We start from the raw sequence: 23,637 nt of genomic DNA, 5'->3' as shown, positions 1-23,637 counted from the left end.
AAGCAATGAAAGCTCTGCTCGATCTATTCAAGCAAGTCCAACAGCCTGAAGTTTTTGACGCGATCAAGATCGGTCTGGCCTCGCCAGACAAGATCCGTTCGTGGTCGTTCGGTGAAGTCAAGAAGCCGGAAACCATCAACTACCGGACGTTCAAGCCGGAACGCGATGGTCTGTTCTGCGCGAAGATTTTCGGGCCGATCAAAGACTACGAATGCCTTTGCGGCAAGTACAAGCGCCTGAAGCATCGTGGCGTGATCTGTGAAAAGTGCGGCGTCGAAGTGACGCTCGCGAAGGTGCGTCGCGAACGGATGGGCCACATTGAGCTGGCCTCGCCGGTCGCTCACATCTGGTTCCTGAAGTCGCTGCCGTCGCGTCTGGGCATGGTGCTCGACATGACGCTGCGCGACATCGAACGCGTGCTGTACTTCGAAGCATACGTGGTGATCGATCCGGGCATGACGCCGCTGAAAGCGCGGCAGATCATGACGGAAGAGGATTACTACAACAAGGTCGAAGAGTACGGTGACGAATTCCGTGCCGAGATGGGCGCGGAAGGCGTTCGCGAACTGCTGCGCGCGATCAACATCGACGAACAGGTCGAGATGCTGCGCACTGAACTCAAGAACACGGGTTCGGAAGCGAAGATCAAGAAGTACGCGAAGCGCCTGAAGGTGCTCGAGGCCTTCCAGCGTTCGGGCATCAAGCCTGACTGGATGGTGCTCGAAGTGTTGCCGGTGCTGCCGCCGGAACTGCGTCCGCTGGTGCCGCTGGATGGCGGCCGCTTTGCGACGTCGGACCTGAACGACCTGTATCGCCGCGTGATCAACCGTAACAACCGGTTGAAGCGTCTGCTCGAACTGAAGGCGCCTGAAATCATCGTCCGCAATGAAAAGCGGATGCTGCAGGAAGCCGTCGATTCGCTGCTCGACAACGGTCGTCGCGGTAAGGCAATGACCGGCGCGAACAAGCGTCCGCTGAAGTCGCTCGCTGACATGATCAAGGGTAAGGGCGGTCGTTTCCGTCAGAACTTGCTCGGTAAGCGCGTCGACTACTCGGGCCGTTCGGTGATCGTGGTCGGCCCGACGCTCAAGCTGCATCAGTGCGGTCTGCCGAAGCTGATGGCGCTCGAACTGTTCAAGCCGTTCATCTTCAACAAGCTCGAAGTGATGGGTGTCGCTACCACCATCAAGGCTGCGAAGAAGGAAGTCGAGAACCAGACTCCGGTGGTGTGGGACATCCTCGAAGAGGTGATCCGCGAGCATCCGGTCATGCTGAACCGTGCGCCGACGCTTCACCGTCTTGGCATTCAGGCTTTCGAGCCGGTGCTGATCGAAGGTAAGGCTATCCAGCTGCACCCGCTCGTTTGCGCGGCGTTCAACGCCGACTTCGACGGTGACCAGATGGCTGTGCACGTGCCGCTGTCGCTCGAAGCGCAGATGGAAGCGCGTACGCTGATGCTGGCGTCGAACAACATCCTGTTCCCGGCCAACGGCGATCCGTCGATCGTGCCGTCGCAGGATATCGTGCTCGGCCTGTACTACGCGACGCGTGAAGCAGTGAACGCCAAGGGCGAAGGCCTGACGTTCACCGGCGTGTCGGAAGCACTGCGTGCTTACGAGAACAAGGAAGTCGAGCTGGCCTCGCGCGTCAACGTGCGGATCACGGAAATGGTCCACAACGAAGACAAGTCGGAAGGCGCGCCGGCGTTCGTGCCGAAGATCTCGCTGTACGCGACGACCGTCGGCCGTGCAATCCTGTCGGAAATCCTTCCGCCGGGCCTGCCGTTCTCGGTGCTGAACAAGCCGTTGAAGAAGAAGGAAATCTCGCGCCTCATCAACACCGCATTCCGCAAGTGCGGTCTGCGTGAAACGGTGATTTTCGCCGACCAGTTGATGCAGTCGGGTTTCCGTCTGGCAACGCGCGCCGGTATTTCGATTTGCGTCGACGACATGCTCGTGCCGCCGCAGAAAGAACAGATCGTCGGCGACGCCGCGAAGAAGGTGAAGGAATACGACCGTCAGTACATGTCGGGTCTCGTCACGTCGCAAGAACGTTACAACAACGTGGTCGACATCTGGTCGGCAACGTCGGAAGCGGTCGGCAAGGCGATGATGGAACAGCTGTCGACGGAACCGGTGGTCGATCGCGACGGCAACGAAACGCGTCAGGAATCGTTCAACTCCATCTACATGATGGCTGACTCGGGTGCTCGTGGTTCCGCGGTTCAGATTCGTCAGCTAGCCGGTATGCGTGGCCTGATGGCGAAGCCGGACGGCTCGATCATCGAAACGCCGATTACGGCGAACTTCCGTGAAGGCCTGAACGTGTTGCAGTACTTCATCTCGACCCACGGTGCACGTAAGGGTCTGGCTGATACGGCACTGAAGACGGCAAACTCGGGTTACCTGACGCGTCGTCTGGTCGACGTGACGCAGGATCTGGTGGTGGTCGAGGACGATTGCGGTACGTCCAACGGCGTCGCCATGAAGGCGTTGGTCGAAGGCGGTGAAGTCGTCGAAGCGCTGCGTGACCGTATCCTGGGTCGCGTGACGGTGGCTGACGTCGTCAATCCGGAAACGCAGGAAACGCTGTACGAAACGGGCACGTTGCTCGACGAAGACGCGGTCGAAGAAATCGAACGCCTCGGCATCGACGAAGTGCGCGTGCGTACGCCGCTGACTTGCGAAACGCGTTACGGTCTGTGCGCAGCCTGCTATGGCCGCGACCTGGGTCGTGGCTCGTCGGTCAACGTTGGTGAAGCAGTTGGCGTGATCGCTGCTCAGTCGATCGGTGAACCGGGCACGCAGCTCACGATGCGTACGTTCCACATCGGTGGTGCGGCATCGCGTGCAGCAGTGGCCTCGTCGGTTGAAGCCAAGTCGAACGGTACGGTGCGTTTCACGGCGACCATGCGTTACGTCACCAACGCGAAGGGCGAGCAGATCGTCATCTCGCGTTCGGGCGAAGCGATGATCACCGACGACCATGGCCGCGAGCGTGAGCGTCACAAGGTGCCGTACGGCGCGACGCTGTTGCAACTGGACGGCGCGCAGATCAAGGCCGGCACGCAACTGGCGACGTGGGATCCGATGACGCGTCCGATCATCACCGAGTACGGTGGTACGGTGAAGTTCGAAAACGTCGAAGAAGGCGTGACGGTTGCCAAGCAGATCGACGATGTGACGGGTCTCTCGACGCTGGTCGTGATCGACGTGAAGCGCCGCGGTTCGCAAGCGTCGAAGACGGTGCGCCCGCAGGTCAAGCTGCTCGACGCGAACGGCGAAGAAGTCAAGATCCCGAACACCGAGCACTCGGTGCAGATCGGCTTCCAGGTCGGCGCTCTGATCACCGTGAAGGACGGTCAGCAAGTGCAGGTCGGTGAAGTGCTGGCACGTATCCCGGTTGAATCGCAAAAGACTCGCGACATTACCGGTGGTCTGCCGCGTGTGGCCGAACTGTTCGAAGCGCGCTCGCCGAAGGACGCCGGCATTCTGGCGGAAGTCACGGGCACGACGTCGTTCGGTAAGGACACGAAGGGCAAGCAGCGTCTCGTTATCACGGACCTCGAAGGCAATCAGCACGAGTTCCTGATCGCGAAGGAAAAGCAGGTTCTGGTGCACGATGGTCAGGTCGTCAACAAGGGCGAAATGATTGTCGATGGTCCGGCTGATCCGCACGACATTCTGCGTTTGCAGGGCGTCGAAGCGCTGGCGCGCTACATCGTTGACGAAGTGCAGGACGTGTACCGTCTGCAGGGCGTGAAGATCAATGACAAGCACATTGAAGTGATCGTCCGTCAGATGCTGCGCCGCGTGCAGATCGTCGACAACGGTGACACGCGCTTCATCATGGGCGAACAAGTCGAGCGCTCGGATATGCTCGACGAGAACGACCGGATGGCTGCGGAAGGCAAGATCCCGGCAACCTACGACAACGTGCTGCTCGGTATTACGAAGGCATCGCTGTCGACCGATTCGTTCATCTCCGCGGCGTCGTTCCAGGAAACGACCCGCGTGCTGACCGAAGCGGCGATCATGGGCAAGCGCGACGATTTGCGCGGGCTGAAGGAAAACGTGATCGTTGGTCGTCTGATTCCGGCTGGTACGGGTCTCGCGTTCCACAAGGCACGCAAGAGCAAGGAACTGTCCGACCGCGAGCGTTTCGATCAGATCGCAGCAGAAGAGTCGTTCGAATTCGGTACGCCGGAAACCCCGGCTGCCGAACAGCAGCACTCAGGCGAGTAAGTCCGGGCGGCGCAAGCCGCTTGGGCTGACAAGCCAGCGAAGCCGCTCAGTTTCGACTGAGCGGCTTTTTTTTGTCGACAGGAGTTAGTGCTTTAGCACTTACTCCTGTCCCATGCACCGCGGGCGCCTCATTTTTGTGCGTTTTTTGTGGATTCGTCGGCCGAACGGCTAACGTTGTCGCAAAGCGCGGGCGCAGCACGAATGCGTTGGTAAAATTCGTGTCACCGGCATCACGCTGCTTCTCTCCAATTCATGTCCCGTTCGCTCGAAATCCTCAACGAAGTTTTTGGCTACCCCGCATTCCGAGGACAGCAAGGCGAAATTGTCGAACACGTCGCTGGCGGAGGCGATTGTCTCGTGTTGATGCCAACGGGCGGCGGCAAATCGTTGTGCTATCAGATCCCGTCGCTGGTGCGGCGGGAGGCAGGCTGCGGAGCGGGGATCGTCGTGTCCCCACTGATCGCATTGATGCAAGACCAGGTCGCCGCGCTGAAGGAAGTGGGCGTTAGGGCCGCGTATCTGAATTCGACGCTGTCGAGCGCCGAAGCGATGGCCACTGAGCGCGCGCTGCGCGAAGGCGAAATCGATTTGCTGTACGTGGCGCCGGAACGGTTGATGACGCCCCGTTTCCAGGAATTGCTCGAGCGTACGCGCATCGGGCTGTTCGCCATCGACGAAGCGCATTGCGTGTCGCAATGGGGTCACGATTTCCGTCCTGAGTATATTCAGCTGTCGGTGCTGCACGAGCGCTTTCCGAACGTGCCGCGCATCGCGCTCACCGCGACCGCCGACGCGATCACGCGCGACGAAATCATCCACCGTCTCGCGCTGGATGACGCGCGCATCTTTGTATCAAGCTTCGATCGCCCGAACATCCGCTATCGCATCGTCGAAAAGGACAATGCGCGCACGCAATTGCTCGACTTCATTCGCGCTGAACACTCGAAACCGGACGGTACGACCGACGCCGGCGTTGTCTATTGCCTGTCGCGGCGCAAGGTCGAAGAAACGGCGGAGTGGCTGAAAGAGAAGGGAATGCGCGCGTTGCCGTACCACGCCGGCATGGAGTTCGAAATTCGCCAGAAGCATCAGGAGATGTTCCAGCGCGAGGAGGGCATCGTGATGTGCGCGACGATCGCGTTCGGCATGGGGATCGACAAGCCGGACGTGCGTTTCGTGGCTCACCTTGATTTGCCGAAGAGTGTCGAAGGTTACTACCAGGAAACCGGGCGTGCCGGTCGCGACGGCATGCCGGCGAACGCCTGGATGGCGTACGGTCTGGGCGACGTCGTGCAGCAGCGCAAGATGATCGACGAGTCCGACGCCGACGACGCGCATAAACGCGTGCAGACCGGCAAGCTCGACGCGTTGCTCGGACTGTGCGAAGCGGCGACCTGCCGCCGGGTGCGGCTGCTTGCGTACTTTGGCGAGTCGAGCAAGCCGTGCGGCAACTGCGATAACTGCATCGAACCGCCCGACACGTGGGACGCGACGCGCGAAGCGCAGATGGCGTTGTCATGTGTGTTCCGCGCGCAGCGGGCGAGTGGCTTTCACTTTGGCGCGGGGCACCTGATCGATATTCTGCGTGGCAACCGTAGCGAGAAGATACTGCAGCGAGGCCACGAGAAGCTCACTACTTTCGGGATCGGGGCGGCACTCGGCGAGCCGGAGTGGCGCGCCATTTTTCGCCAGCTCGTCGCATTTGGCTACCTCGCCGTCGACCACGAAGGCTTCGGCTCGCTGGTGCTGACCGAAGCCGCCAAAGCAGTGCTGAAGAGCGAGCAGAACGTAACAATGCGCCGTTACGTGAAGCCGACGCGTACCCGCCAGTCATCCAGCCGCACCAGCGAACGCGCCGACCCGACGATCGGCATGGGCCCGCGCGAGCGCGCCCGCTGGGAGCGCCTGCGCGCCTGGCGCACGGAGACTGCGAAAAGCGACGGCGTGCCGGCCTACGTCATCTTCCACGACGCCACGTTGGCCGAAATTGCCCGCAACGGCCCTGATTCCATTGAGGATTTGCGTGGCATTCCGGGCATGGGCGCCCGCAAACTGGACCGTTTCGGCGACGAATTGCTGGAAGTCGTCGGCGCCGACTAAGCGCCGGCGAGCGCAGTTTGAGGTCGGCAGGCGTGCGAAACATCGCAACCTGTTGACTCCCTTAGCATTTTCGGAATATTATGCTAGGTTCCGGTTCTTGGAATGCCTGTGTGCGAAGTCAATTCGTGCGCCGATCCCTCGGTCCGGAAGTTCGATGCGCAATCGTTTCTGCTTTGCCCGGAAACAGATGCGTCGATTTTGTTCAATTTCAGGAATAAACAATGCCAACCATCAATCAACTGGTTCGCAAAGGCCGCGCGTCGGAAACGACGAAGAGCAAGAGCCCGGCTTTGCAGGACTGCCCCCAGCGTCGCGGCGTGTGCACCCGTGTGTACACCACGACGCCGAAGAAGCCTAACTCGGCACTGCGTAAGGTTGCCAAGGTTCGTCTGACGAACGGCTTCGAAGTTATTTCGTATATCGGTGGTGAAGGCCACAACCTGCAGGAACACTCGGTCGTGCTGATTCGCGGCGGCCGTGTTAAGGACTTGCCGGGTGTGCGTTACCACATGGTTCGTGGCTCGCTGGATACCCAGGGCGTCAAGGATCGTAAGCAGGCTCGCTCGAAGTACGGTGCGAAGCGTGCAAAAGCAGGCAAATAAGCTGGCAAGTAATTAGCCGGCCAGTGTAGTTTCAGGTCGCCTGTAAAGGCGGTAATAGCGGTGGTGCCGGAATCGCCGGTGCTGTCGAGTAAGTGGTCACCCGACCAGGCTGGTAAGTCGTTAGAGATGAATCGGGTTAGTTGGTGGCCGCGGGGCTAAAAAATAGCTCCAACTGAAAAGTTAAAGGAAGAAACATGCCGCGTCGTCGCGAAGTCCCCAAGCGGGAAGTGTTGCCGGATCCGAAGTTCGGTAACGTAGATGTAGCTAAGTTCATGAACGTGCTGATGCTCTCCGGCAAGAAGTCGGTTGCTGAGCGCATCGTGTACGGCGCTTTCGAACAGATCCAGACCAAGGGTGGCAAGGACCCGCTGGAAGTGTTCACGGTAGCGCTCAACAACGTCAAGCCGGTGGTGGAAGTTAAGAGCCGCCGCGTTGGTGGTGCGAACTATCAGGTTCCGGTCGAAGTGCGTCCGTCGCGTCGTATGGCATTGGCGATGCGTTGGTTGCGTGAAGCCGCGAAGAAGCGCAGCGAGAAGTCGATGGCCCTGCGTCTGGCAGGTGAACTCTCCGAAGCGGCCGAAGGCCGTGGCGGCGCGATGAAGAAGCGCGACGAAGTTCACCGGATGGCAGAAGCCAACAAGGCGTTCTCGCACTTCCGTTTCTAAGCTTCCCGAACCCGGGTTTAGCAGAAAAAGCGGAAAGAAATTCCGGGCGGGTGCGCTTACAAAGCGCCTCGCCCGTTTGTGTTACAGCGCGATGGGTATTTTCTCGCATCGCGTCATCCCAATAGAGGATCAAAGTGGCTCGCAAGACACCTATCGAGCGCTACCGTAACATCGGTATTAGCGCTCACATCGACGCCGGCAAAACGACGACGACCGAGCGCATCCTGTTCTACACCGGCGTGAACCACAAGATTGGTGAAGTTCACGACGGCGCTGCCACCATGGACTGGATGGAGCAGGAGCAGGAACGCGGCATCACGATCACGTCCGCTGCTACCACGGCATTCTGGAAAGGCATGGCCGGCGACCGCGCTGAGCACCGCATCAACATCATCGACACCCCGGGCCACGTTGACTTCACGATTGAAGTTGAGCGCTCGATGCGCGTGCTCGACGGCGCATGCATGGTGTATTGCGCAGTGGGCGGCGTGCAGCCCCAGTCGGAAACCGTGTGGCGTCAGGCTAACAAGTACAAGGTTCCCCGTCTCGCGTTCATCAACAAGATGGACCGCACCGGCGCGAACTTCTTCAAGGTCTACGACCAGCTCAAGCTGCGTCTGAAGGCGAACCCGGTTCCGGTCGTGGTGCCTATCGGCGCTGAAGAATCGTTCACGGGCGTGGTCGATCTGCTGAAGATGAAAGCGATCATTTGGGACGAAGCGTCCCAAGGCACGAAGTTCTCGTACGAAGAAATCCCGGCAGAACTCGTCGACACGTGCAATGAATGGCGCGAGAAGATGGTCGAAGCTGCGGCTGAATCGAGCGAAGACCTGATGAACAAGTACCTCGAAGAAGGTGAGTTGACGGAAGCAGAAATCGTCAAGGGTCTGCGCGACCGTACGATCGCTTGCGAAATCCAGCCGATGCTGTGCGGTACCGCGTTCAAGAACAAGGGCGTGCAACGCATGCTGGACGCCGTGCTCGACTTCCTGCCGTCGCCGATCGACATTCCGCCGGTTACGGGCGAACTCGAAAACGGTGAAAAGGCTGAACGTCGCGCGGCTGACGACGAGAAGTTCTCGTCCCTCGCATTCAAGATCATGACCGACCCGTTTGTCGGCCAGCTGATCTTCTTCCGTGTGTACTCCGGCACGACGAAGTCGGGCGACACGCTGCTGAACGCGACCAAGGACAAGAAGGAACGTCTCGGTCGTATTCTGCTGATGCACGCAAACCAGCGTGAAGAAATCAAGGAAGTGCACGCAGGCGACATCGCTGCGGCTGTCGGCCTGAAAGACGCAACCACGGGCGACACGCTGTGCGATCCGCTGCACCCGATCGTGCTCGAACGCATGATTTTCCCGGAGCCGGTGATTTCGCAGGCTGTTGAGCCGAAGACGAAGCCGGACCAGGAAAAGATGGGTCTGGCCCTGAACCGTCTGGCTCAGGAAGATCCGTCGTTCCGCGTTCAAACGGACGAAGAATCGGGTCAAACCATTATTTCGGGCATGGGCGAGCTCCACCTGGAAATTCTGGTCGACCGGATGAAGCGTGAATTCGGCGTCGAAGCAACCGTCGGCAAGCCGCAAGTGGCGTATCGTGAAACGATCCGCGGCAAGGCGGAAGACGTTGACGGTAAGTTCGTCAAGCAGTCGGGTGGTCGCGGCCAGTACGGTCACGCGGTCATTACGCTCGAGCCGAATGAGCAGGGCAAGGGCTACGAGTTCCTGGACGAGATCAAGGGCGGTGTGATTCCGCGTGAATACATCCCGGCAGTCGACAAGGGTATCCAGGAAACGCTGAAGGCTGGCGTGCTGGCAGGCTTCCCGGTCGTTGACGTGAAGGTTCACCTGACGTTCGGTTCGTACCACGACGTCGACTCGAACGAAAATGCGTTCCGCATGGCCGGTTCGATGGCGTTCAAGGAAGCAATGCGCAAGGCTCAACCGGTCATCCTCGAACCGATGATGGCTGTGGAAGTCGAAACGCCTGAAGATTACATGGGCAACGTGATGGGCGATCTGTCGGGTCGTCGCGGCATCGTTCAGGGCATGGACGACATGGTTGGCGGCGGCAAGATCGTTCGCGCCGAAGTCCCGCTGTCGGAAATGTTCGGCTACTCGACCTCGCTGCGTTCGCTGACCCAAGGTCGTGCAACGTACACGATGGAGTTCAAGCATTACTCCGAAGCACCGCGTAACGTGTCGGAAGCGATCATCAACGCCAAGTCGAAGTAATCGCGCGGCAAGTCATTCAACGATTAACTTTTTGAAAGAAGAGAAACATGGCTAAAGGTAAATTCGAACGGACCAAGCCGCACGTGAACGTCGGCACGATCGGTCACGTTGACCACGGCAAGACCACGCTGACGGCAGCGATCACGACGGTGCTGACCAAGAAGTTTGGCGGCGAAGCGAAGGCATACGACCAGATCGACGCGGCGCCGGAAGAAAAGGCACGTGGTATCACGATCAACACGGCACACGTCGAGTACGAAACGGCTAACCGCCACTACGCCCACGTCGACTGCCCGGGCCACGCTGACTATGTGAAGAACATGATCACGGGCGCAGCGCAGATGGACGGCGCGATCCTGGTGTGCTCGGCTGCAGACGGCCCGATGCCGCAAACGCGTGAGCACATCCTGCTGGCGCGTCAGGTTGGCGTTCCGTACATCATCGTGTTCCTGAACAAGTGCGACATGGTGGACGACGCTGAGCTGCTGGAACTCGTCGAGATGGAAGTTCGCGAACTTCTGTCGAAGTACGACTTCCCGGGCGACGACACGCCGATCATCAAGGGTTCGGCCAAGCTGGCGCTGGAAGGCGACACGGGCGAGCTGGGCGAAGTGGCGATCATGAATCTGGCCGACGCGCTGGACACGTACATCCCGACGCCGGAGCGCGCAGTTGACGGTGCGTTCCTGATGCCGGTGGAAGACGTGTTCTCGATCTCGGGTCGCGGCACGGTGGTGACGGGGCGCGTTGAGCGCGGCGTCGTGAAGGTTGGCGAGGAAATCGAAATCGTCGGTATCAAGCCGACGGTGAAGACGACCTGCACGGGCGTGGAAATGTTCCGCAAGCTGCTCGACCAGGGTCAGGCAGGCGACAATGTGGGTATCCTGCTGCGCGGCACGAAGCGTGAAGACGTGGAGCGTGGCCAGGTTCTGGCGAAGCCGGGTTCGATCAACCCGCACACGCACTTCACGGCTGAAGTGTACGTGCTGAGCAAGGACGAAGGCGGCCGCCACACGCCGTTCTTCAACAACTATCGTCCGCAGTTCTACTTCCGTACAACGGACGTGACGGGCTCGATCGAGTTGCCGAAGGACAAGGAAATGGTCATGCCGGGCGACAACGTGTCGATCACGGTGAAGCTGATCAACCCGATCGCGATGGAAGAAGGTCTGCGCTTCGCAATCCGCGAAGGTGGCCGTACGGTCGGCGCAGGTGTGGTCGCTAAGATTCTCGAGTAAAATCGAGGGTTGAAGTTGCAGTAAGTGGTGCCCGGAGCCGGGCGCCAGCACCATGGCGTGTCGATAGGAGTTGGCGCTTCAGCGCTTACTCCTATCCCAGCCCGGCTCTACGTTCTTTTACTATCTGGCGGCGCAATACCGCCTCGCTCTTTCCAAGGAATTGTCATGCAGAACCAGAAAATCCGCATTCGCCTGAAGGCTTTCGACTATCGCCTGATCGATCAATCGGCAGCCGAAATCGTCGACACGGCAAAGCGGACTGGCGCAATCGTTCGTGGTCCGGTGCCCCTGCCGACCCGCATTCAACGTTTCGACATCCTGCGTTCGCCGCACGTCAACAAGACGTCGCGCGATCAGCTCGAAATCCGTACGCACCAACGTCTGATGGACATCGTCGATCCGACGGACAAGACCGTTGACGCACTGATGAAGCTGGACCTGCCGGCTGGCGTGGACGTGGAAATCAAGCTGCAATAAGGCTTCCAGAGGTTGCCTGGCGTGCCGGGCAACGCTAAGTCATTGATTGCTTGCGGAAAACGAAAAGCCTCGCTATAATGCAAGGCTTTTCGCGCATTTGCGCAAAAAAGTCGGTGTGCTGCAGCGTGATTTCACGCCCGAAACGGCACCGGCATTTTGTAAATTAGCCCCGACCAATCGCAGTCGGGAATGGAGAAAACGATGAGCCTTGGACTCGTAGGTCGCAAGGTTGGCATGACCCGTATCTTCACGGCAGAAGGGGATTCGATTCCCGTTACCGTGCTGGACGTGTCCGACAACCGCGTGACGCAGATCAAGACTGTTGAAACCGACGGCTACACCGCCGTGCAGGTTGCATTCGGTACGCGCCGTGCATCGCGCGTGACGAAGCCGTTGGCCGGTCATCTCGCCAAAGCCGGTGTTCAAGCCGGTGAAATCCTCAAAGAATTCCAGATCGATGCTGCCAAGGCTGCCGAGTTGTCGAACGGCACCGTGGTCGGTCCCGACCTGTTCGAAGTAGGCCAGAAGGTCGACGTGCAAGGCGTGTCGATCGGTAAGGGCTACGCCGGTACCATCAAGCGTTACAACTTCGCATCCGGCCGTGCATCGCACGGTAACTCGCGCTCGCACAACGTGCCGGGTTCGATCGGTATGGCGCAGGATCCGGGTCGTGTTTTCCCGGGTAAGCGCATGACCGGTCACATGGGTGACGATACGGTAACCGTGCAAAACCTCGAAATCGCTCGTATCGACGCTGACCGCAAGCTGTTGCTGGTCAAGGGCGCCGTTCCGGGTGCGAAGGGTGGCAAGGTATTCGTTACGCCGGCCGTGAAGACGCGTGCCGTGAAAGGAGCGAAATAATGGAACTTAAGCTCCTGAATGCCAATGGTCAGGAAGGTGCAGGCGTTAGCGCGTCGGACGTAGTGTTCGGCCGCGATTACAACGAAGCCCTGATTCACCAGGTTGTGGTGGCGTATCAAGCGAATGCCCGTAGCGGCAACCGCGCGCAGAAAGACCGTGAGCAAGTCAAGCACACGACCAAGAAGCCGTGGCGCCAGAAGGGTACGGGCCGCGCCCGTGCCGGTATGTCGTCGAGCCCGTTGTGGCGCGGCGGTGGCCGGATTTTCCCGAATTCGCCCGAGGAAAACTTTTCGCACAAGGTCAACAAGAAGATGCATCGCGCAGGTCTCTGCTCGATCTTCTCGCAGCTGGCCCGCGAAGGCCGCATCTCGGTGGTCGACGAGCTGACGCTCGAAGCGCCGAAGACGAAGCTGCTGGCCGAAAAATTCAAGGCGATGGGTCTCGACTCCGTGCTGGTGATTACCGACACGGTTGACGAAAACCTGTACCTCGCGTCGCGCAACCTCGCCCATGTGGCAGTTGTCGAGCCGCGTTACGCCGACCCGCTGTCGCTGATCTACTTCAAGAAGATCCTGATCACGAAGGCTGCGGTCGCCCAGATCGAGGAGTTGCTGTCATGAGCGAGATTCGCAAGAACGATCATCGTTTGATGCAGGTCCTGCTCGCGCCGGTGATCTCCGAAAAGGCGACGCTGGTGGCCGACAAGAACGAGCAAGTTGTGTTCGAAGTCGCGCCCGATGCCACGAAGCAGGAAGTGAAAGCTGCAGTCGAGCTGCTGTTCAAGGTGGAAGTCAATTCCGTCAACGTGCTGGTCTCGAAGGGCAAAGCCAAGCGCTTTGGCCGCTTCATGGGCAAGCGCAAGGACGTGAAGAAGGCGTACGTCTGCCTGAAGCCCGGCCAGGAAATCAACTTTGAAGCGGAGGCCAAGTAATCATGGCAATCGTTAAAGTTAAGCCGACTTCGCCGGGTCGCCGTGCGATGGTCAAGGTGGTCAACAAGGATCTGCATAAGGGCAAGCCGTTCGCACCGCTGCTCGACTCGCAATCCACGACCGCCGGCCGTAACAACAACGGCCACATCACCACGCGTCACAAGGGTGGTGGTCACAAGCATCACTACCGTGTCGTCGATTTCCGTCGCAACAAGGACGGCATTCCGGCAAAGGTCGAACGTCTTGAGTACGATCCGAACCGTAGCGCGAACATCGCGCTGGTTCTGTACGCAGACGGCGAGCGCAAGTACATCATCGCTCCGAAGGGTGTGACGGTTGGCCAGCAACTGATGTCGGGTTCGGAAGCTCCGATCCGGGCAGGCAACACGCTGCCGATCCGCAACATTCCGGTCGGTACGACGATCCACTGCATCGAAATGCTGCCGGGCAAGGGCGCGCAAATGGCGCGTTCGGCTGGCACGTCGGCGATGTTGCTGGCTCGTGAAGGCATCTACGCACAGGTCCGCCTGCGCTCTGGTGAAATCCGCCGCGTTCACGTTGAATGCCGCGCGACGATTGGTGAAGTTGGCAACGAAGAGCACAGCCTCCGTCAAATCGGTAAGGCTGGCGCGAACCGCTGGCGCGGTATCCGCCCGACGGTGCGTGGCGTTGCAATGAACCCGGTCGATCACCCGCACGGTGGTGGTGAAGGCAAGACGGCTGCAGGTCGCGATCCGGTGAGCCCGTGGGGCACGCCTGCTAAGGGCTATCGCACCCGCAGCAACAAGCGCACGACGAGCATGATCGTCCAGCGCCGTCACAAGCGTTAAGGAGTAGGCAATGGCACGTTCTGTAAAAAAAGGTCCGTTCTGCGACGCCCATTTGCTGAAGAAAGTTGAGTCGGCAGCCGCTGCGCGTGACAAGAAGCCGATCAAAACATGGTCGCGTCGTTCGACGATTCTGCCGGATTTCATCGGTTTGACGATTGCTGTGCACAACGGCCGTCAACACGTTCCGGTGTACATCTCGGAAAATATGGTCGGCCACAAGCTTGGCGAGTTTGCATTGACCCGGACGTTCAAGGGTCACGCAGCCGACAAGAAGGCTAAGAAATAAGGGGCTCATGATGGAAGTGAAAGCAATTCATCGCGGTGCCCGCATCTCGGCGCAGAAAACGCGCCTTGTGGCTGACCAGATCCGCGGTTTGCCGGTCGACAAGGCGCTGAACGTTCTGACGTTCTCGCCGAAGAAGGCTGCGGGAATCGTGAAAAAGGTCGTGCTGTCGGCGATCGCGAATGCGGAGCATAACGAAGGCGCCGATATCGACGAGCTCAAGGTAACGAGCATCATGGTCGACAAGGCTGCATCGCTCAAGCGTTTTACTGCGCGCGCTAAAGGCCGCGGTAACCGCATCGAGAAGCAATCCTGTCACATCACTGTGACGGTCGGGAATTAAGGGGTCATACGATGGGACAGAAAATTCATCCGACTGGCTTCCGTTTGGCCGTCAGCCGCAATTGGGCGTCGCGTTGGTACGCGAACAACAACAATTTCGCGGCGATGTTGCAGGAAGACATCGGTGTTCGTGAATACCTGAAGAAGAAGTTGAAAAACGCTTCGGTTGGTCGCGTCGTTATCGAGCGTCCGGCGAAAAACGCGCGCATCACGATTTATAGCTCGCGTCCGGGTGTCGTCATCGGTAAGAAGGGCGAGGATATCGAGCTGCTGAAGTCGGAACTGCAACGCCGCATGGGCGTTCCGGTCCACGTCAACATCGAAGAAATCCGCAAGCCGGAAACCGATGCACAACTGATCGCTGACTCGATCACGCAACAACTCGAGCGTCGGATTATGTTCCGCCGCGCGATGAAGCGTGCGATGCAAAACGCAATGCGTCTGGGTGCTCAAGGCATCAAGATCATGAGCGCTGGCCGCCTGAACGGTATCGAAATCGCTCGTACGGAATGGTATCGCGAAGGTCGCGTGCCCCTTCATACGCTGCGTGCTGATATCGACTACGCAACTTCGGAAGCGAAGACGACGTACGGCATCATCGGCGTGAAGGTGTGGGTCTACAAGGGCGACACGCTCGGCCGCAACGACGCACCGGTGGTTGAAGAAGTCGCCGAAGAAAAGCGTCCGCGCCGCAACGCACGTCCGGGTGGCGATCGTCGTCCGCGTCGGGATGGTGAAGGTGGTGGCCCGGCAGGTGCACGCCGTGGCGCTCCCCGTCGTGCTGGCGGTGCCGGCGACGGCGGGAAGACTGGAGAATAACGATGCTGCAACCGAAACGCAGAAAATATCGCAAAGAGCAGAAGGGTCGTAACACCGGTATCGCTACCCGCGGCAACGCGGTGTCGTTCGGTGAGTTCGGCCTGAAGGCTATCGGTCGTGGTCGCTTGACCGCGCGCCAGATTGAAGCGGCACGTCGTGCAATGACGCGTCACATCAAGCGTGGTGGCCGCATCTGGATCCGCATCTTCCCGGACAAGCCGATCTCGCACAAGCCGGCTGAAGTACGTATGGGTAACGGTAAAGGTAACCCTGAGTACTACGTCGCGGAGATTCAACCGGGCAAGATGCTGTACGAAATGGACGGCGTAACCGAAGAGCTGGCACGCGAAGCGTTCCGTCTGGCTGCAGCTAAGCTGCCGCTCAAGACGACGTTTATCGTGCGTCAGCTCGGCGCCTAAGGAGTAAATGATGAAGGCTTCCGAACTTCACCAGAAAGATCAGGCCGCGCTCAACAAGGAGCTGTCGGACCTGTTGAAGGCGCAATTCGGCCTGCGCATGCAACTCGCGACCCAGCAGCTCACGAACACGAGCCAACTGAAGAAGGTTCGTCGCGACATCGCACGTGTGCGGACCGTCCTGACTGAGAAGGCGAACCAGAAATGAACGATAGCGTAAAAACCTCGCTCAAGCGGACGCTGGTCGGCAAGGTCGTCAGCAACAAGATGGACAAGACGGTCACCGTGCTGGTTGAGCACCGCGTGAAGCACCCGATCTACGGCAAGTACGTTGTGCGTTCGAAGAAGTACCACGCGCACGACGATGCGAACACGTACAACGAGGGTGACCTCGTTGAAATCCAGGAAACGCGTCCGATTTCGAAGACGAAAGCTTGGGTTGTGGCTCGCCTGGTCGAGGCTGCTCGCGTCATCTGACGCCGCAAAGTTGTAGGAATAGTTGAAATCGCAGTAAGTTTCGCTTGCAAGACCGAGATTATCAGTTATAATCTCGGTCTTCCCTCTTTTATGGGAGCCCCGTCGCGGGCGAAGTTGGTGGGGGAAGCGGTTCAGGCGCCAGTCTGTTCCGAAGGATTCACCGGATTGCGATGGCGGGTTTCGTTTGCCGTCGCTGCTGTTCATACCCAAGCAGCCGATTGGCTGACGGGACCAAGACTGACCGGGTACGCCATGGTGGTGTGACCGGATTAAGTTGGGATAGATAAACCATGATCCAGACCGAAACTCGGCTTGAAGTGGCCGACAACACCGGTGCGCGTGAAGTCATGTGCATCAAGGTTCTCGGCGGCTCGAAGCGTCGTTATGCCAGCATTGGCGACATCATCAAGGTGACCGTCAAAGAAGCAACGCCGCGCGGGCGCGTGAAGAAAGGCGAAATTTACAACGCCGTGGTGGTTCGCACCGCCAAGGGCGTGCGCCGTCAGGACGGCTCGCTGATCAAGTTCGATGGCAATGCTGCAGTGCTGTTGAATGCCAAGCTCGAACCTATTGGCACCCGTATTTTCGGGCCTGTTACGCGCGAGTTGCGCAGCGAACGATTCATGAAGATCGTTTCGTTGGCACCTGAAGTGCTGTAAGGAGTCGCGATGAACAAGATTCGCAAAGGTGACGAAGTTATCGTCATCACCGGCAAAGATAAAGGCAAGCGCGGCGTCGTGCTGTCCGTTGGCGAAGACAAGGTAATTGTCGAGGGCATCAACCTCGTCAAGAAGCACGTCAAGCCGAACCCGATGAAGGGTACGACGGGTGGTGTGGAAGCCAAGACGATGCCGCTGCAAATTTCGAACGTCGCATTGGTCGACGCGAATGGCAAGGCGTCGCGTGTAGGCATCAAGGTCGAGGGAGACAAGAAAGTCCGTTTCCTTAAGACGACCGGTGCCGTGCTGAGCGCCTGACGCTGCGGAGTAAAAAAATGGCTCGTTTGCAAGAGTTTTACAAAGAGAAGGTTGTACCCGGCCTCATCGAGAAGTTCGGTTACAAGTCCGTGATGGAAGTGCCGCGCATCACCAAGATCACCCTGAACATGGGCCTTGGCGAAGCGGTTGCTGACAAGAAGATCATCGAAAACGCCGTTGGCGACCTGACGAAGATCGCAGGCCAGAAGCCGGTGATCACGAAGGCACGCAAGGCAATCGCTGGCTTCAAGATCCGTCAGGGCTATCCGATCGGTGCAATGGTCACGTTGCGTGGTCAGGCAATGTACGAATTTCTGGACCGTTTCGTGACGGTTGCGCTCCCCCGTGTGCGCGACTTCCGTGGCGTGTCGGGTCGTGCGTTCGATGGTCGCGGCAACTACAACATCGGTGTGAAAGAGCAGATCATTTTCCCCGAAATCGACTACGACAAGATCGACGCACTGCGTGGGCTGAACATCAGCATCACGACAACTGCGAAGACCGACGACGAAGCAAAGGCTCTGCTCGCCAGCTTCAAGTTCCCGTTCAGAAACTGAGGTTACCGTGGCTAAACTGGCACTGATCGAACGTGAAAAGAAGCGTGCTCGCCTGGCCGCTAAGTACGCTCCCAAGCGTGCTGAGCTGAAAGCGATCATTGGCGATATGAGCAAGTCGGACGAAGAGCATTACGCAGCACGTCTGGAACTGCAACAACTGCCGCGCAACTCTAACCCGACCCGTAAGCGCAATCGTTGCGCAATTACCGGTCGCCCACGTGGCACGTTCCGTAAATTCGGGCTGGCGCGTAACAAGATTCGCGAAATCGCGTTCCGCGGCGAGATCCCTGGCCTGACCAAGGCGAGCTGGTAATAGGAGAAACGTAAATGAGCATGAGTGATCCTATCGCCGATATGCTGACTCGCATCCGCAATGCGCAGATGGTTGAGAAAGTTTCGGTGACAATGCCCTCGTCGAAAGTCAAGGTTGCGATTGCGCAGGTCCTGAAGGACGAAGGCTATATCGATGATTTCGCAGTGAAGTCCGAAGGTGCGAAGTCTGAATTGAACATCGTGTTGAAGTACTACGCTGGCCGTCCGGTGATCGAGCGCATTGAACGCGTTTCGAAGCCTGGTCTGCGTGTGTACCGCGGCCGTAACGACATCCCCGTGGTCATGAATGGCCTCGGCGTGGCAATCGTGTCGACGCCGAAGGGCGTGATGACGGACCGCAAGGCGCGTGCAACGGGCGTTGGCGGCGAAGTCATCTGCTACGTCGCTTAAGGCCGAAAGGAGAGAAACATGTCTCGAGTAGGTAAAAGCCCGATCGCGCTGCAAGGCGCAGAAGTGGCCCTGAGCGACGAACGCATTACCGTCAAGGGCCCGCTGGGTACGATTTCGCAGGCTGCAAACAGCCTCGTGAAGGTGGTGAACGACAACGGCACGCTGAAGTTCGAGCCGGTGGACGAAAGCCGCGAAGCGAATGCGATGTCGGGCACGATGCGCGCACTGGTTGCGAACATGGTGAACGGCGTGACGAAGGGTTTCGAGCGCAAGCTGACGCTGGTTGGCGTCGGTTACCGCGCACAGGCGCAAGGCGACAAGCTGAACCTGTCGCTGGGTTTCTCGCACCCCGTGGTGCACCAGATGCCGGAAGGCGTCAAGGCTGAAACCCCGACGCAAACCGAAATCGTGATCAAGGGGATCAATAAGCAACAAGTTGGCCAGGTCGCTGCAGAAGTGCGCGGCTATCGCCCGCCGGAGCCCTACAAGGGCAAGGGTGTGCGTTACGCCAACGAGGTTGTGATCCTCAAAGAAACGAAGAAGAAGTAAGGGTGCGCAATCATGGATAAGACTCAATCTCGCCTGCGCCGCGCTCGTCAGACGCGTATCAAGATCGCTGAGCTGCAGGTCGCGCGTCTCGCCGTGCATCGCACGAACACGCACATCTATGCGCAAGTGTTCTCGCCGTGCGGCACCAAGGTGCTCGCCAGCGCGTCGACGCTCGAAGCCGAAGTGCGTGCGCAACTGGCTGATCAGACTGGCAAGGGCGGCAACGTCGCTGCTGCGACCCTGATCGGTAAGCGCATTGCAGAAAAGGCTAAGGCTGCCGGCATCGAATCCGTCGCCTTCGACCGTTCGGGTTTCCGTTACCACGGCCGCGTGAAAGCGCTGGCTGATGCGGCGCGCGAAGCCGGACTCAAGTTCTAAGGGAAGAATTCGTCATGGCAAAGATGCAAGCGAAAGTTCAGGCTGACGAACGCGACGACGGCCTGCGCGAAAAGATGATTTCGGTCAACCGCGTGACCAAGGTTGTGAAGGGCGGCCGGATTCTCGGTTTTGCCGCACTGACCGTGGTTGGTGACGGTGATGGCCGCGTCGGTATGGGCAAGGGCAAGGCGAAGGAAGTGCCGGTCGCTGTTCAGAAGGCGATGGAACAGGCTCGCCGCAACATGTTCAAGGTGCCGCTTAAGAACGGTACCCTGCAACACGAAGTGCACGGTAAGCACGGCGCATCGATGGTCCTCCTCGCTCCGGCGAAGGACGGTACCGGTGTGATCGCTGGTGGCCCGATGCGCGCAGTGTTCGACGTGATGGGCGTGCAGAACGTTGTGGCCAAGAGCCACGGTTCGACGAACCCGTACAACCTCGTTCGTGCAACGCTCGACGGTCTGCGTAAGCAGTCGACGCCGGGTGATATCGCGGCGAAGCGCGGCAAGTCCGTCGAAGATATTCTGGGCTAAGGTGGACACCATGTCTGATAAAACTGTCAAGGTCCAGCTCGTCAAGAGCCTGATCGGCACCCGTGAAACGCACCGTGCAACGGTGCGTGGCTTGGGCCTGCGCCGACTCAACTCGGTTAGCGAGTTGCAGGACACGCCGGCTGTGCGCGGCATGATCAACAAGGTTTCGTACCTCGTTAAGGTCATCAGCTAAGCGGCTGACCAGGACTCAAGGAGTTGATAATGGAATTGAATAACCTGAAGCCGGCTGAAGGTTCGAAGCACGCTAAGCGTCGCGTCGGCCGTGGCATCGGCTCCGGTCTGGGCAAGACGGCTGGCCGCGGTCACAAGGGTCAGAAGTCGCGTTCGGGCGGCTTTCACAAGGTTGGCTTCGAAGGCGGTCAAATGCCGCTGCAACGTCGCCTGCCGAAGCGTGGCTTCACCTCGCTGACGAAGGAATTCGTCGGTGAAGTGCGTCTCTCTGATCTGGAAAAGCTGCCGGTCGACGAAATCGATCTGTTGGCTCTGAAGCAAGCCGGCCTGCTCGGCGAGCTGATCAAGAGCGCCAAGATCATCGCGACGGGCGAGCTTAAGCGCAAGATCGTTGTGAAGGGTCTGGGTGCGACGAAGGGTGCGCGCGCTGCTATTGAAGCAGCCGGCGGCTCTTTTGCCGAGTAACGCGCAAGTTATTTGCCGTCACTAGCATTTGCATCGGAGAAGGTACTTGGCTAACAGTCCGAGTCTCGCAAAACCCGGTCGCAGCGCGGCGAAGTTTGGCGATCTGCGTCGGCGTGCAGTGTTCCTGCTGCTGGCGTTGATCGTCTACCGTATCGGCGCGCACATTCCGGTGCCGGGTATTGACCCGGACCAGCTGGCAAAGTTGTTCCAAAGCCAGTCGGGCGGCATCCTTGGCATGTTCAACATGTTCTCGGGTGGTGCACTTTCGCGGTTCACGATTTTTGCGCTGGGGATCATGCCGTACATTTCGGCGTCGATCATCATGCAGTTGCTGGCGATTGTCTCGCCGCAACTCGAAGCGCTGAAAAAGGAAGGGCAGGCGGGGCAACGGAAGATTACGCAGTACACGCGTATCTTTACGGTCCTGCTGGCGACGTTCCAGGCGTTCGGCATCGCCGTCGCACTGGAAAATCAGCCGGGCCTGGTGATCGATCCGGGGATGGTATTTCGGCTGACGACGGTCGTGACGCTGGTGACCGGCACGATGTTCCTGATGTGGCTGGGTGAGCAGATCACGGAACGCGGGCTTGGTAACGGTATCTCGATCATCATTTTCGGCGGTATTGCGGCGGGTTTCCCGAACGCAATCGGTGGTCTTTTCGAACTGGTGCGAACTGGCTCGATGAGCATCATCTCGGCGATTATCGTGGTCGCGCTGATTGCCGGTGTGACGTATCTGGTGGTGTTCATCGAACGCGGCCAGCGCAAGATTCTTGTGAATTACGCCAAGCGGCAAGTCGGTAACAAGATTTACGGCGGACAGTCTTCACATCTGCCGCTGAAGTTGAATATGTCGGGCGTGATTCCGCCGATCTTTGCATCGTCGATCATTCTCTTCCCGGCAACCATCCTGAACTGGTTTAGTTCGGGGTCGCGTACCAGCTGGTTCGCAGACACGTTGCACAACGTGGCCGAAGCCCTTAAGCCCGGTCAACCCGTGTACGTGTTGCTGTACGCGTTGGCGATCGTCTTCTTCTGCTTCTTCTACACCGCACTGGTGTTCAACAGCAGAGAAACGGCCGACAACCTGAAAAAGAGTGGCGCTTTCGTCCCAGGCATCCGCCCGGGCGATCAAACGGCGCGATACATCGACCGCATCCTGACGCGTCTGACGCTGGCTGGTGCGATCTACATCGTGTTTGTTTGTCTGCTGCCTGAATTTTTGGTACTGCGCTGGAACGTGCCGTTTTATTTTGGTGGAACGTCGCTGCTGATCATTGTCGTCGTCACAATGGATTTCATGGCGCAGGTGCAGTCGTACGTTATGTCGCAACAGTATGAATCGCTGCTGAAGAAAGCTAATTTCAAAGGCGGCGGCGTCCCGATGCGTTGAAAGGACTTATGGCCAAAGACGATGTTATCCAGATGCAGGGTGAAGTCATCGAAAACCTGCCTAACGCTACCTTTAGGGTGAAGCTGGAAAACGGCCATGTCGTATTGGGACACATATCCGGCAAGATGCGGATGCACTACATCCGAATCTTGCCGGGCGACAAGGTAACGGTTGAATTGACGCCTTACGATCTGTCGCGTGCGCGGATCGTGTTCCGGGCGAAGTGATTTGAAAAAAGGGTAATATCATGAAAGTGATGGCATCGGTTAAGCGCATTTGCCGCAATTGCAAGATCATCAAGCGCAAAGGCGTTGTGCGCGTGATTTGCAGCTCTGATCCGCGCCACAAACAGCGTCAAGGCTGAACGCCGCGCTTTTTGCTGCGCTTTTTGTTTGAGGAAAAACAATGGCTCGTATCGCAGGGGTTAACATCCCGAATCACCAGCATACCGAAATCGGCCTGACGGCAATTTACGGTATCGGCCGCACGCGCTCGCGCGACATCTGCGTCGCTGCTGGTGTGGCATTTTCGAAGAAGGTCAAGGACCTGAACGACGCAGACCTCGAAAAGCTGCGTGAAGAAGTCGGCAAGTTCATCGTTGAAGGCGATCTGCGCCGTGAAACGACGATGAACATCAAGCGCCTGATGGATCTCGGCTGCTACCGTGGCGTGCGTCATCGCAAGGGCCTGCCCCTGCGTGGCCAACGCACGCGTACGAATGCCCGTACGCGCAAGGGTCCGCGTCGTGCAGCGCAATCGCTGAAGAAGTAAGCGGAACTGACAGTTACAGGAAAACGTAATGGCTAAGGCTTCGAACAACTCCGCGGCGCAACGCGTTCGCAAGAAGGTCAAGAAGAACGTCGCCGAGGGCGTGGTTCACGTTCACGCGTCGTTCAACAACACCATCATCACGATCACCGATCGTCAAGGCAATGCACTTGCCTGGGCAACGTCGGGTGGTCAGGGCTTCAAGGGTTCGCGTAAATCGACCCCGTTTGCAGCCCAGGTGGCAGCCGAATCGGCTGGCCGCGTGGCGATGGAATACGGCGTGAAGAACCTCGAAGTGCGTATCAAGGGCCCCGGCCCTGGCCGCGAATCGGCGGTGCGCGCGTTGCATGGTCTTGGCATCAAGATCACCGCGATCTCCGACGTGACGCCGGTCCCGCACAACGGCTGCCGTCCGCCGAAGCGTCGTCGTATCTAAGACGCTGTTTTCGCTAGCGCCTGTCGCCGCCGGGGTTCAAGCCGGCGACCACAGGCTGCTTGCGCTATTGAATTGACTAAGCCCACCGTTCGACCCAAAGGGTTCGGACTAGCGCGAGTGCATGCATTCGTGTGATCAATCATA

32 protein-coding genes are annotated in these 23,637 nt (G+C 58.7%); all 32 read left to right on the top strand.

From position 1 onward, the window contains the following. Positions 1 to 5 precede the first annotated feature (5 nt). The 32 genes from rpoC to rpsK all read left to right on the top strand — a co-directional run bounded on the left by rpoC (position 6) and on the right by rpsK (position 23,493). Positions 6 to 4,244 (top strand): DNA-directed RNA polymerase subunit beta', encoded by a 4,239-nt coding sequence (gene rpoC, locus P3T25_RS21635; protein WP_093647725.1) that lies wholly within the window; start codon positions 6 to 8, stop codon positions 4,242 to 4,244. A gap of 252 nt (positions 4,245 to 4,496) precedes the next feature. Beyond that, positions 4,497 to 6,344, top strand: coding sequence for a DNA helicase RecQ (gene recQ / locus P3T25_RS21630; protein WP_154566893.1), 1,848 nt, complete (start codon positions 4,497 to 4,499; stop codon positions 6,342 to 6,344). Positions 6,345 to 6,565: 221 nt separating this feature from the next. Then, complete coding sequence (gene rpsL / locus P3T25_RS21625) at positions 6,566 to 6,946, top strand: 30S ribosomal protein S12 (protein ID WP_006998493.1); 381 nt, start codon at positions 6,566 to 6,568, stop codon at positions 6,944 to 6,946. A gap of 194 nt (positions 6,947 to 7,140) precedes the next feature. Continuing rightward, positions 7,141 to 7,611, top strand: coding sequence for a 30S ribosomal protein S7 (gene rpsG, locus P3T25_RS21620; protein ID WP_006053291.1), 471 nt, complete (start codon positions 7,141 to 7,143; stop codon positions 7,609 to 7,611). Between the two features lie 134 nt (positions 7,612 to 7,745). Continuing rightward, positions 7,746 to 9,848, top strand: a complete 2,103-nt coding sequence (gene fusA, locus P3T25_RS21615; RefSeq protein WP_054043378.1) for an elongation factor G — start codon at positions 7,746 to 7,748, stop codon at positions 9,846 to 9,848. Between the two features lie 47 nt (positions 9,849 to 9,895). Continuing rightward, positions 9,896 to 11,086: an elongation factor Tu gene (tuf, locus tag P3T25_RS21610; protein WP_063497539.1), complete on the top strand. Its 1,191-nt coding sequence runs from the start codon at positions 9,896 to 9,898 to the stop codon at positions 11,084 to 11,086. Between the two features lie 165 nt (positions 11,087 to 11,251). Continuing rightward, positions 11,252 to 11,563, top strand: a complete 312-nt coding sequence (gene rpsJ, locus P3T25_RS21605) for a 30S ribosomal protein S10 (RefSeq protein WP_006998489.1) — start codon at positions 11,252 to 11,254, stop codon at positions 11,561 to 11,563. A gap of 201 nt (positions 11,564 to 11,764) precedes the next feature. Continuing rightward, on the top strand, positions 11,765 to 12,424 hold the full coding sequence (gene rplC / locus P3T25_RS21600; protein ID WP_007180137.1) for a 50S ribosomal protein L3: 660 nt from the start codon (positions 11,765 to 11,767) through the stop codon (positions 12,422 to 12,424). Next, positions 12,424 to 13,044 (top strand): 50S ribosomal protein L4, encoded by a 621-nt coding sequence (gene rplD, locus P3T25_RS21595; protein WP_007180136.1) that lies wholly within the window; start codon positions 12,424 to 12,426, stop codon positions 13,042 to 13,044. Before rplC ends, rplD begins: the two co-directional genes overlap by 1 nt. Further along, positions 13,041 to 13,355: a 50S ribosomal protein L23 gene (gene rplW, locus P3T25_RS21590; protein ID WP_007180135.1), complete on the top strand. Its 315-nt coding sequence runs from the start codon at positions 13,041 to 13,043 to the stop codon at positions 13,353 to 13,355. Before rplD ends, rplW begins: the two co-directional genes overlap by 4 nt. A 2-nt stretch (positions 13,356 to 13,357) precedes the next feature. Then, a complete protein-coding gene (gene rplB / locus P3T25_RS21585) occupies positions 13,358 to 14,185 on the top strand; it encodes a 50S ribosomal protein L2 (RefSeq protein WP_063497538.1) in 828 nt (275 codons plus the stop codon). 10 nt (positions 14,186 to 14,195) lie between these two features. After that, positions 14,196 to 14,471, top strand: a complete 276-nt coding sequence (rpsS, locus tag P3T25_RS21580; protein ID WP_054036552.1) for a 30S ribosomal protein S19 — start codon at positions 14,196 to 14,198, stop codon at positions 14,469 to 14,471. Positions 14,472 to 14,478: 7 nt separating this feature from the next. Then, positions 14,479 to 14,811: a 50S ribosomal protein L22 gene (rplV, locus tag P3T25_RS21575; protein ID WP_197070230.1), complete on the top strand. Its 333-nt coding sequence runs from the start codon at positions 14,479 to 14,481 to the stop codon at positions 14,809 to 14,811. Positions 14,812 to 14,822: 11 nt separating this feature from the next. Then, positions 14,823 to 15,629 carry a 30S ribosomal protein S3 gene (gene rpsC, locus P3T25_RS21570; protein WP_011490053.1) on the top strand — a complete coding sequence of 269 codons (807 nt, stop codon included), beginning with the start codon at positions 14,823 to 14,825 and terminating at the stop codon, positions 15,627 to 15,629. A gap of 2 nt (positions 15,630 to 15,631) precedes the next feature. Beyond that, positions 15,632 to 16,048: a 50S ribosomal protein L16 gene (gene rplP, locus P3T25_RS21565; protein ID WP_007180131.1), complete on the top strand. Its 417-nt coding sequence runs from the start codon at positions 15,632 to 15,634 to the stop codon at positions 16,046 to 16,048. 10 nt (positions 16,049 to 16,058) lie between these two features. Then, the gene (gene rpmC, locus P3T25_RS21560) at positions 16,059 to 16,253 is read left to right on the top strand and encodes a 50S ribosomal protein L29 (RefSeq protein WP_007180130.1); all 195 of its coding nucleotides are present in this window, start codon (positions 16,059 to 16,061) and stop codon (positions 16,251 to 16,253) included. Beyond that, positions 16,250 to 16,522, top strand: coding sequence for a 30S ribosomal protein S17 (rpsQ, locus tag P3T25_RS21555; protein ID WP_007180129.1), 273 nt, complete (start codon positions 16,250 to 16,252; stop codon positions 16,520 to 16,522). The genes rpmC and rpsQ overlap by 4 nt, the downstream gene beginning before the upstream one ends. 290 nt (positions 16,523 to 16,812) lie before the next feature. After that, entirely contained in the window at positions 16,813 to 17,181 is a 369-nt protein-coding gene (rplN, locus tag P3T25_RS21550; protein WP_006052212.1) for a 50S ribosomal protein L14, read from the top strand. Between the two features lie 9 nt (positions 17,182 to 17,190). Next, positions 17,191 to 17,499, top strand: coding sequence for a 50S ribosomal protein L24 (rplX, locus tag P3T25_RS21545; protein ID WP_028199569.1), 309 nt, complete (start codon positions 17,191 to 17,193; stop codon positions 17,497 to 17,499). 17 nt (positions 17,500 to 17,516) lie between these two features. After that, entirely contained in the window at positions 17,517 to 18,056 is a 540-nt protein-coding gene (gene rplE, locus P3T25_RS21540) for a 50S ribosomal protein L5 (RefSeq protein WP_006052214.1), read from the top strand. Positions 18,057 to 18,063: 7 nt separating this feature from the next. Next, on the top strand, positions 18,064 to 18,369 hold the full coding sequence (rpsN, locus tag P3T25_RS21535) for a 30S ribosomal protein S14 (RefSeq protein WP_006052215.1): 306 nt from the start codon (positions 18,064 to 18,066) through the stop codon (positions 18,367 to 18,369). A gap of 14 nt (positions 18,370 to 18,383) precedes the next feature. Continuing rightward, positions 18,384 to 18,779, top strand: a complete 396-nt coding sequence (gene rpsH, locus P3T25_RS21530; protein WP_006052216.1) for a 30S ribosomal protein S8 — start codon at positions 18,384 to 18,386, stop codon at positions 18,777 to 18,779. Between the two features lie 18 nt (positions 18,780 to 18,797). Beyond that, positions 18,798 to 19,328 (top strand): 50S ribosomal protein L6, encoded by a 531-nt coding sequence (gene rplF, locus P3T25_RS21525; RefSeq protein WP_028199570.1) that lies wholly within the window; start codon positions 18,798 to 18,800, stop codon positions 19,326 to 19,328. A gap of 12 nt (positions 19,329 to 19,340) precedes the next feature. Beyond that, positions 19,341 to 19,706 (top strand): 50S ribosomal protein L18, encoded by a 366-nt coding sequence (gene rplR / locus P3T25_RS21520; RefSeq protein WP_006052218.1) that lies wholly within the window; start codon positions 19,341 to 19,343, stop codon positions 19,704 to 19,706. A gap of 14 nt (positions 19,707 to 19,720) precedes the next feature. Further along, positions 19,721 to 20,239: a 30S ribosomal protein S5 gene (rpsE, locus tag P3T25_RS21515; protein WP_006052219.1), complete on the top strand. Its 519-nt coding sequence runs from the start codon at positions 19,721 to 19,723 to the stop codon at positions 20,237 to 20,239. A gap of 10 nt (positions 20,240 to 20,249) precedes the next feature. After that, positions 20,250 to 20,432, top strand: coding sequence for a 50S ribosomal protein L30 (gene rpmD / locus P3T25_RS21510; RefSeq protein WP_007180126.1), 183 nt, complete (start codon positions 20,250 to 20,252; stop codon positions 20,430 to 20,432). A gap of 29 nt (positions 20,433 to 20,461) precedes the next feature. Beyond that, entirely contained in the window at positions 20,462 to 20,896 is a 435-nt protein-coding gene (gene rplO / locus P3T25_RS21505) for a 50S ribosomal protein L15 (RefSeq protein WP_054036556.1), read from the top strand. A gap of 46 nt (positions 20,897 to 20,942) precedes the next feature. Next, complete coding sequence (gene secY / locus P3T25_RS21500) at positions 20,943 to 22,289, top strand: preprotein translocase subunit SecY (RefSeq protein WP_063497536.1); 1,347 nt, start codon at positions 20,943 to 20,945, stop codon at positions 22,287 to 22,289. A gap of 8 nt (positions 22,290 to 22,297) precedes the next feature. Beyond that, complete coding sequence (gene infA / locus P3T25_RS21495; RefSeq protein WP_004521905.1) at positions 22,298 to 22,516, top strand: translation initiation factor IF-1; 219 nt, start codon at positions 22,298 to 22,300, stop codon at positions 22,514 to 22,516. Positions 22,517 to 22,536: 20 nt separating this feature from the next. Further along, the gene (rpmJ, locus tag P3T25_RS21490) at positions 22,537 to 22,653 is read left to right on the top strand and encodes a 50S ribosomal protein L36 (RefSeq protein ID WP_004199844.1); all 117 of its coding nucleotides are present in this window, start codon (positions 22,537 to 22,539) and stop codon (positions 22,651 to 22,653) included. Positions 22,654 to 22,694: 41 nt separating this feature from the next. After that, positions 22,695 to 23,060 carry a 30S ribosomal protein S13 gene (rpsM, locus tag P3T25_RS21485; protein WP_006052223.1) on the top strand — a complete coding sequence of 122 codons (366 nt, stop codon included), beginning with the start codon at positions 22,695 to 22,697 and terminating at the stop codon, positions 23,058 to 23,060. Between the two features lie 28 nt (positions 23,061 to 23,088). Further along, entirely contained in the window at positions 23,089 to 23,493 is a 405-nt protein-coding gene (rpsK, locus tag P3T25_RS21480) for a 30S ribosomal protein S11 (protein WP_006052224.1), read from the top strand. The last annotated feature ends 144 nt before the right edge of the window (positions 23,494 to 23,637 follow it).

This window comes from Paraburkholderia sp. GAS32 (assembly GCF_050434225.1).
GTDB lineage: Bacteria > Pseudomonadota > Gammaproteobacteria > Burkholderiales > Burkholderiaceae > Paraburkholderia > Paraburkholderia madseniana.
This window is presented reverse-complemented; position numbering and strand designations above follow the sequence as displayed.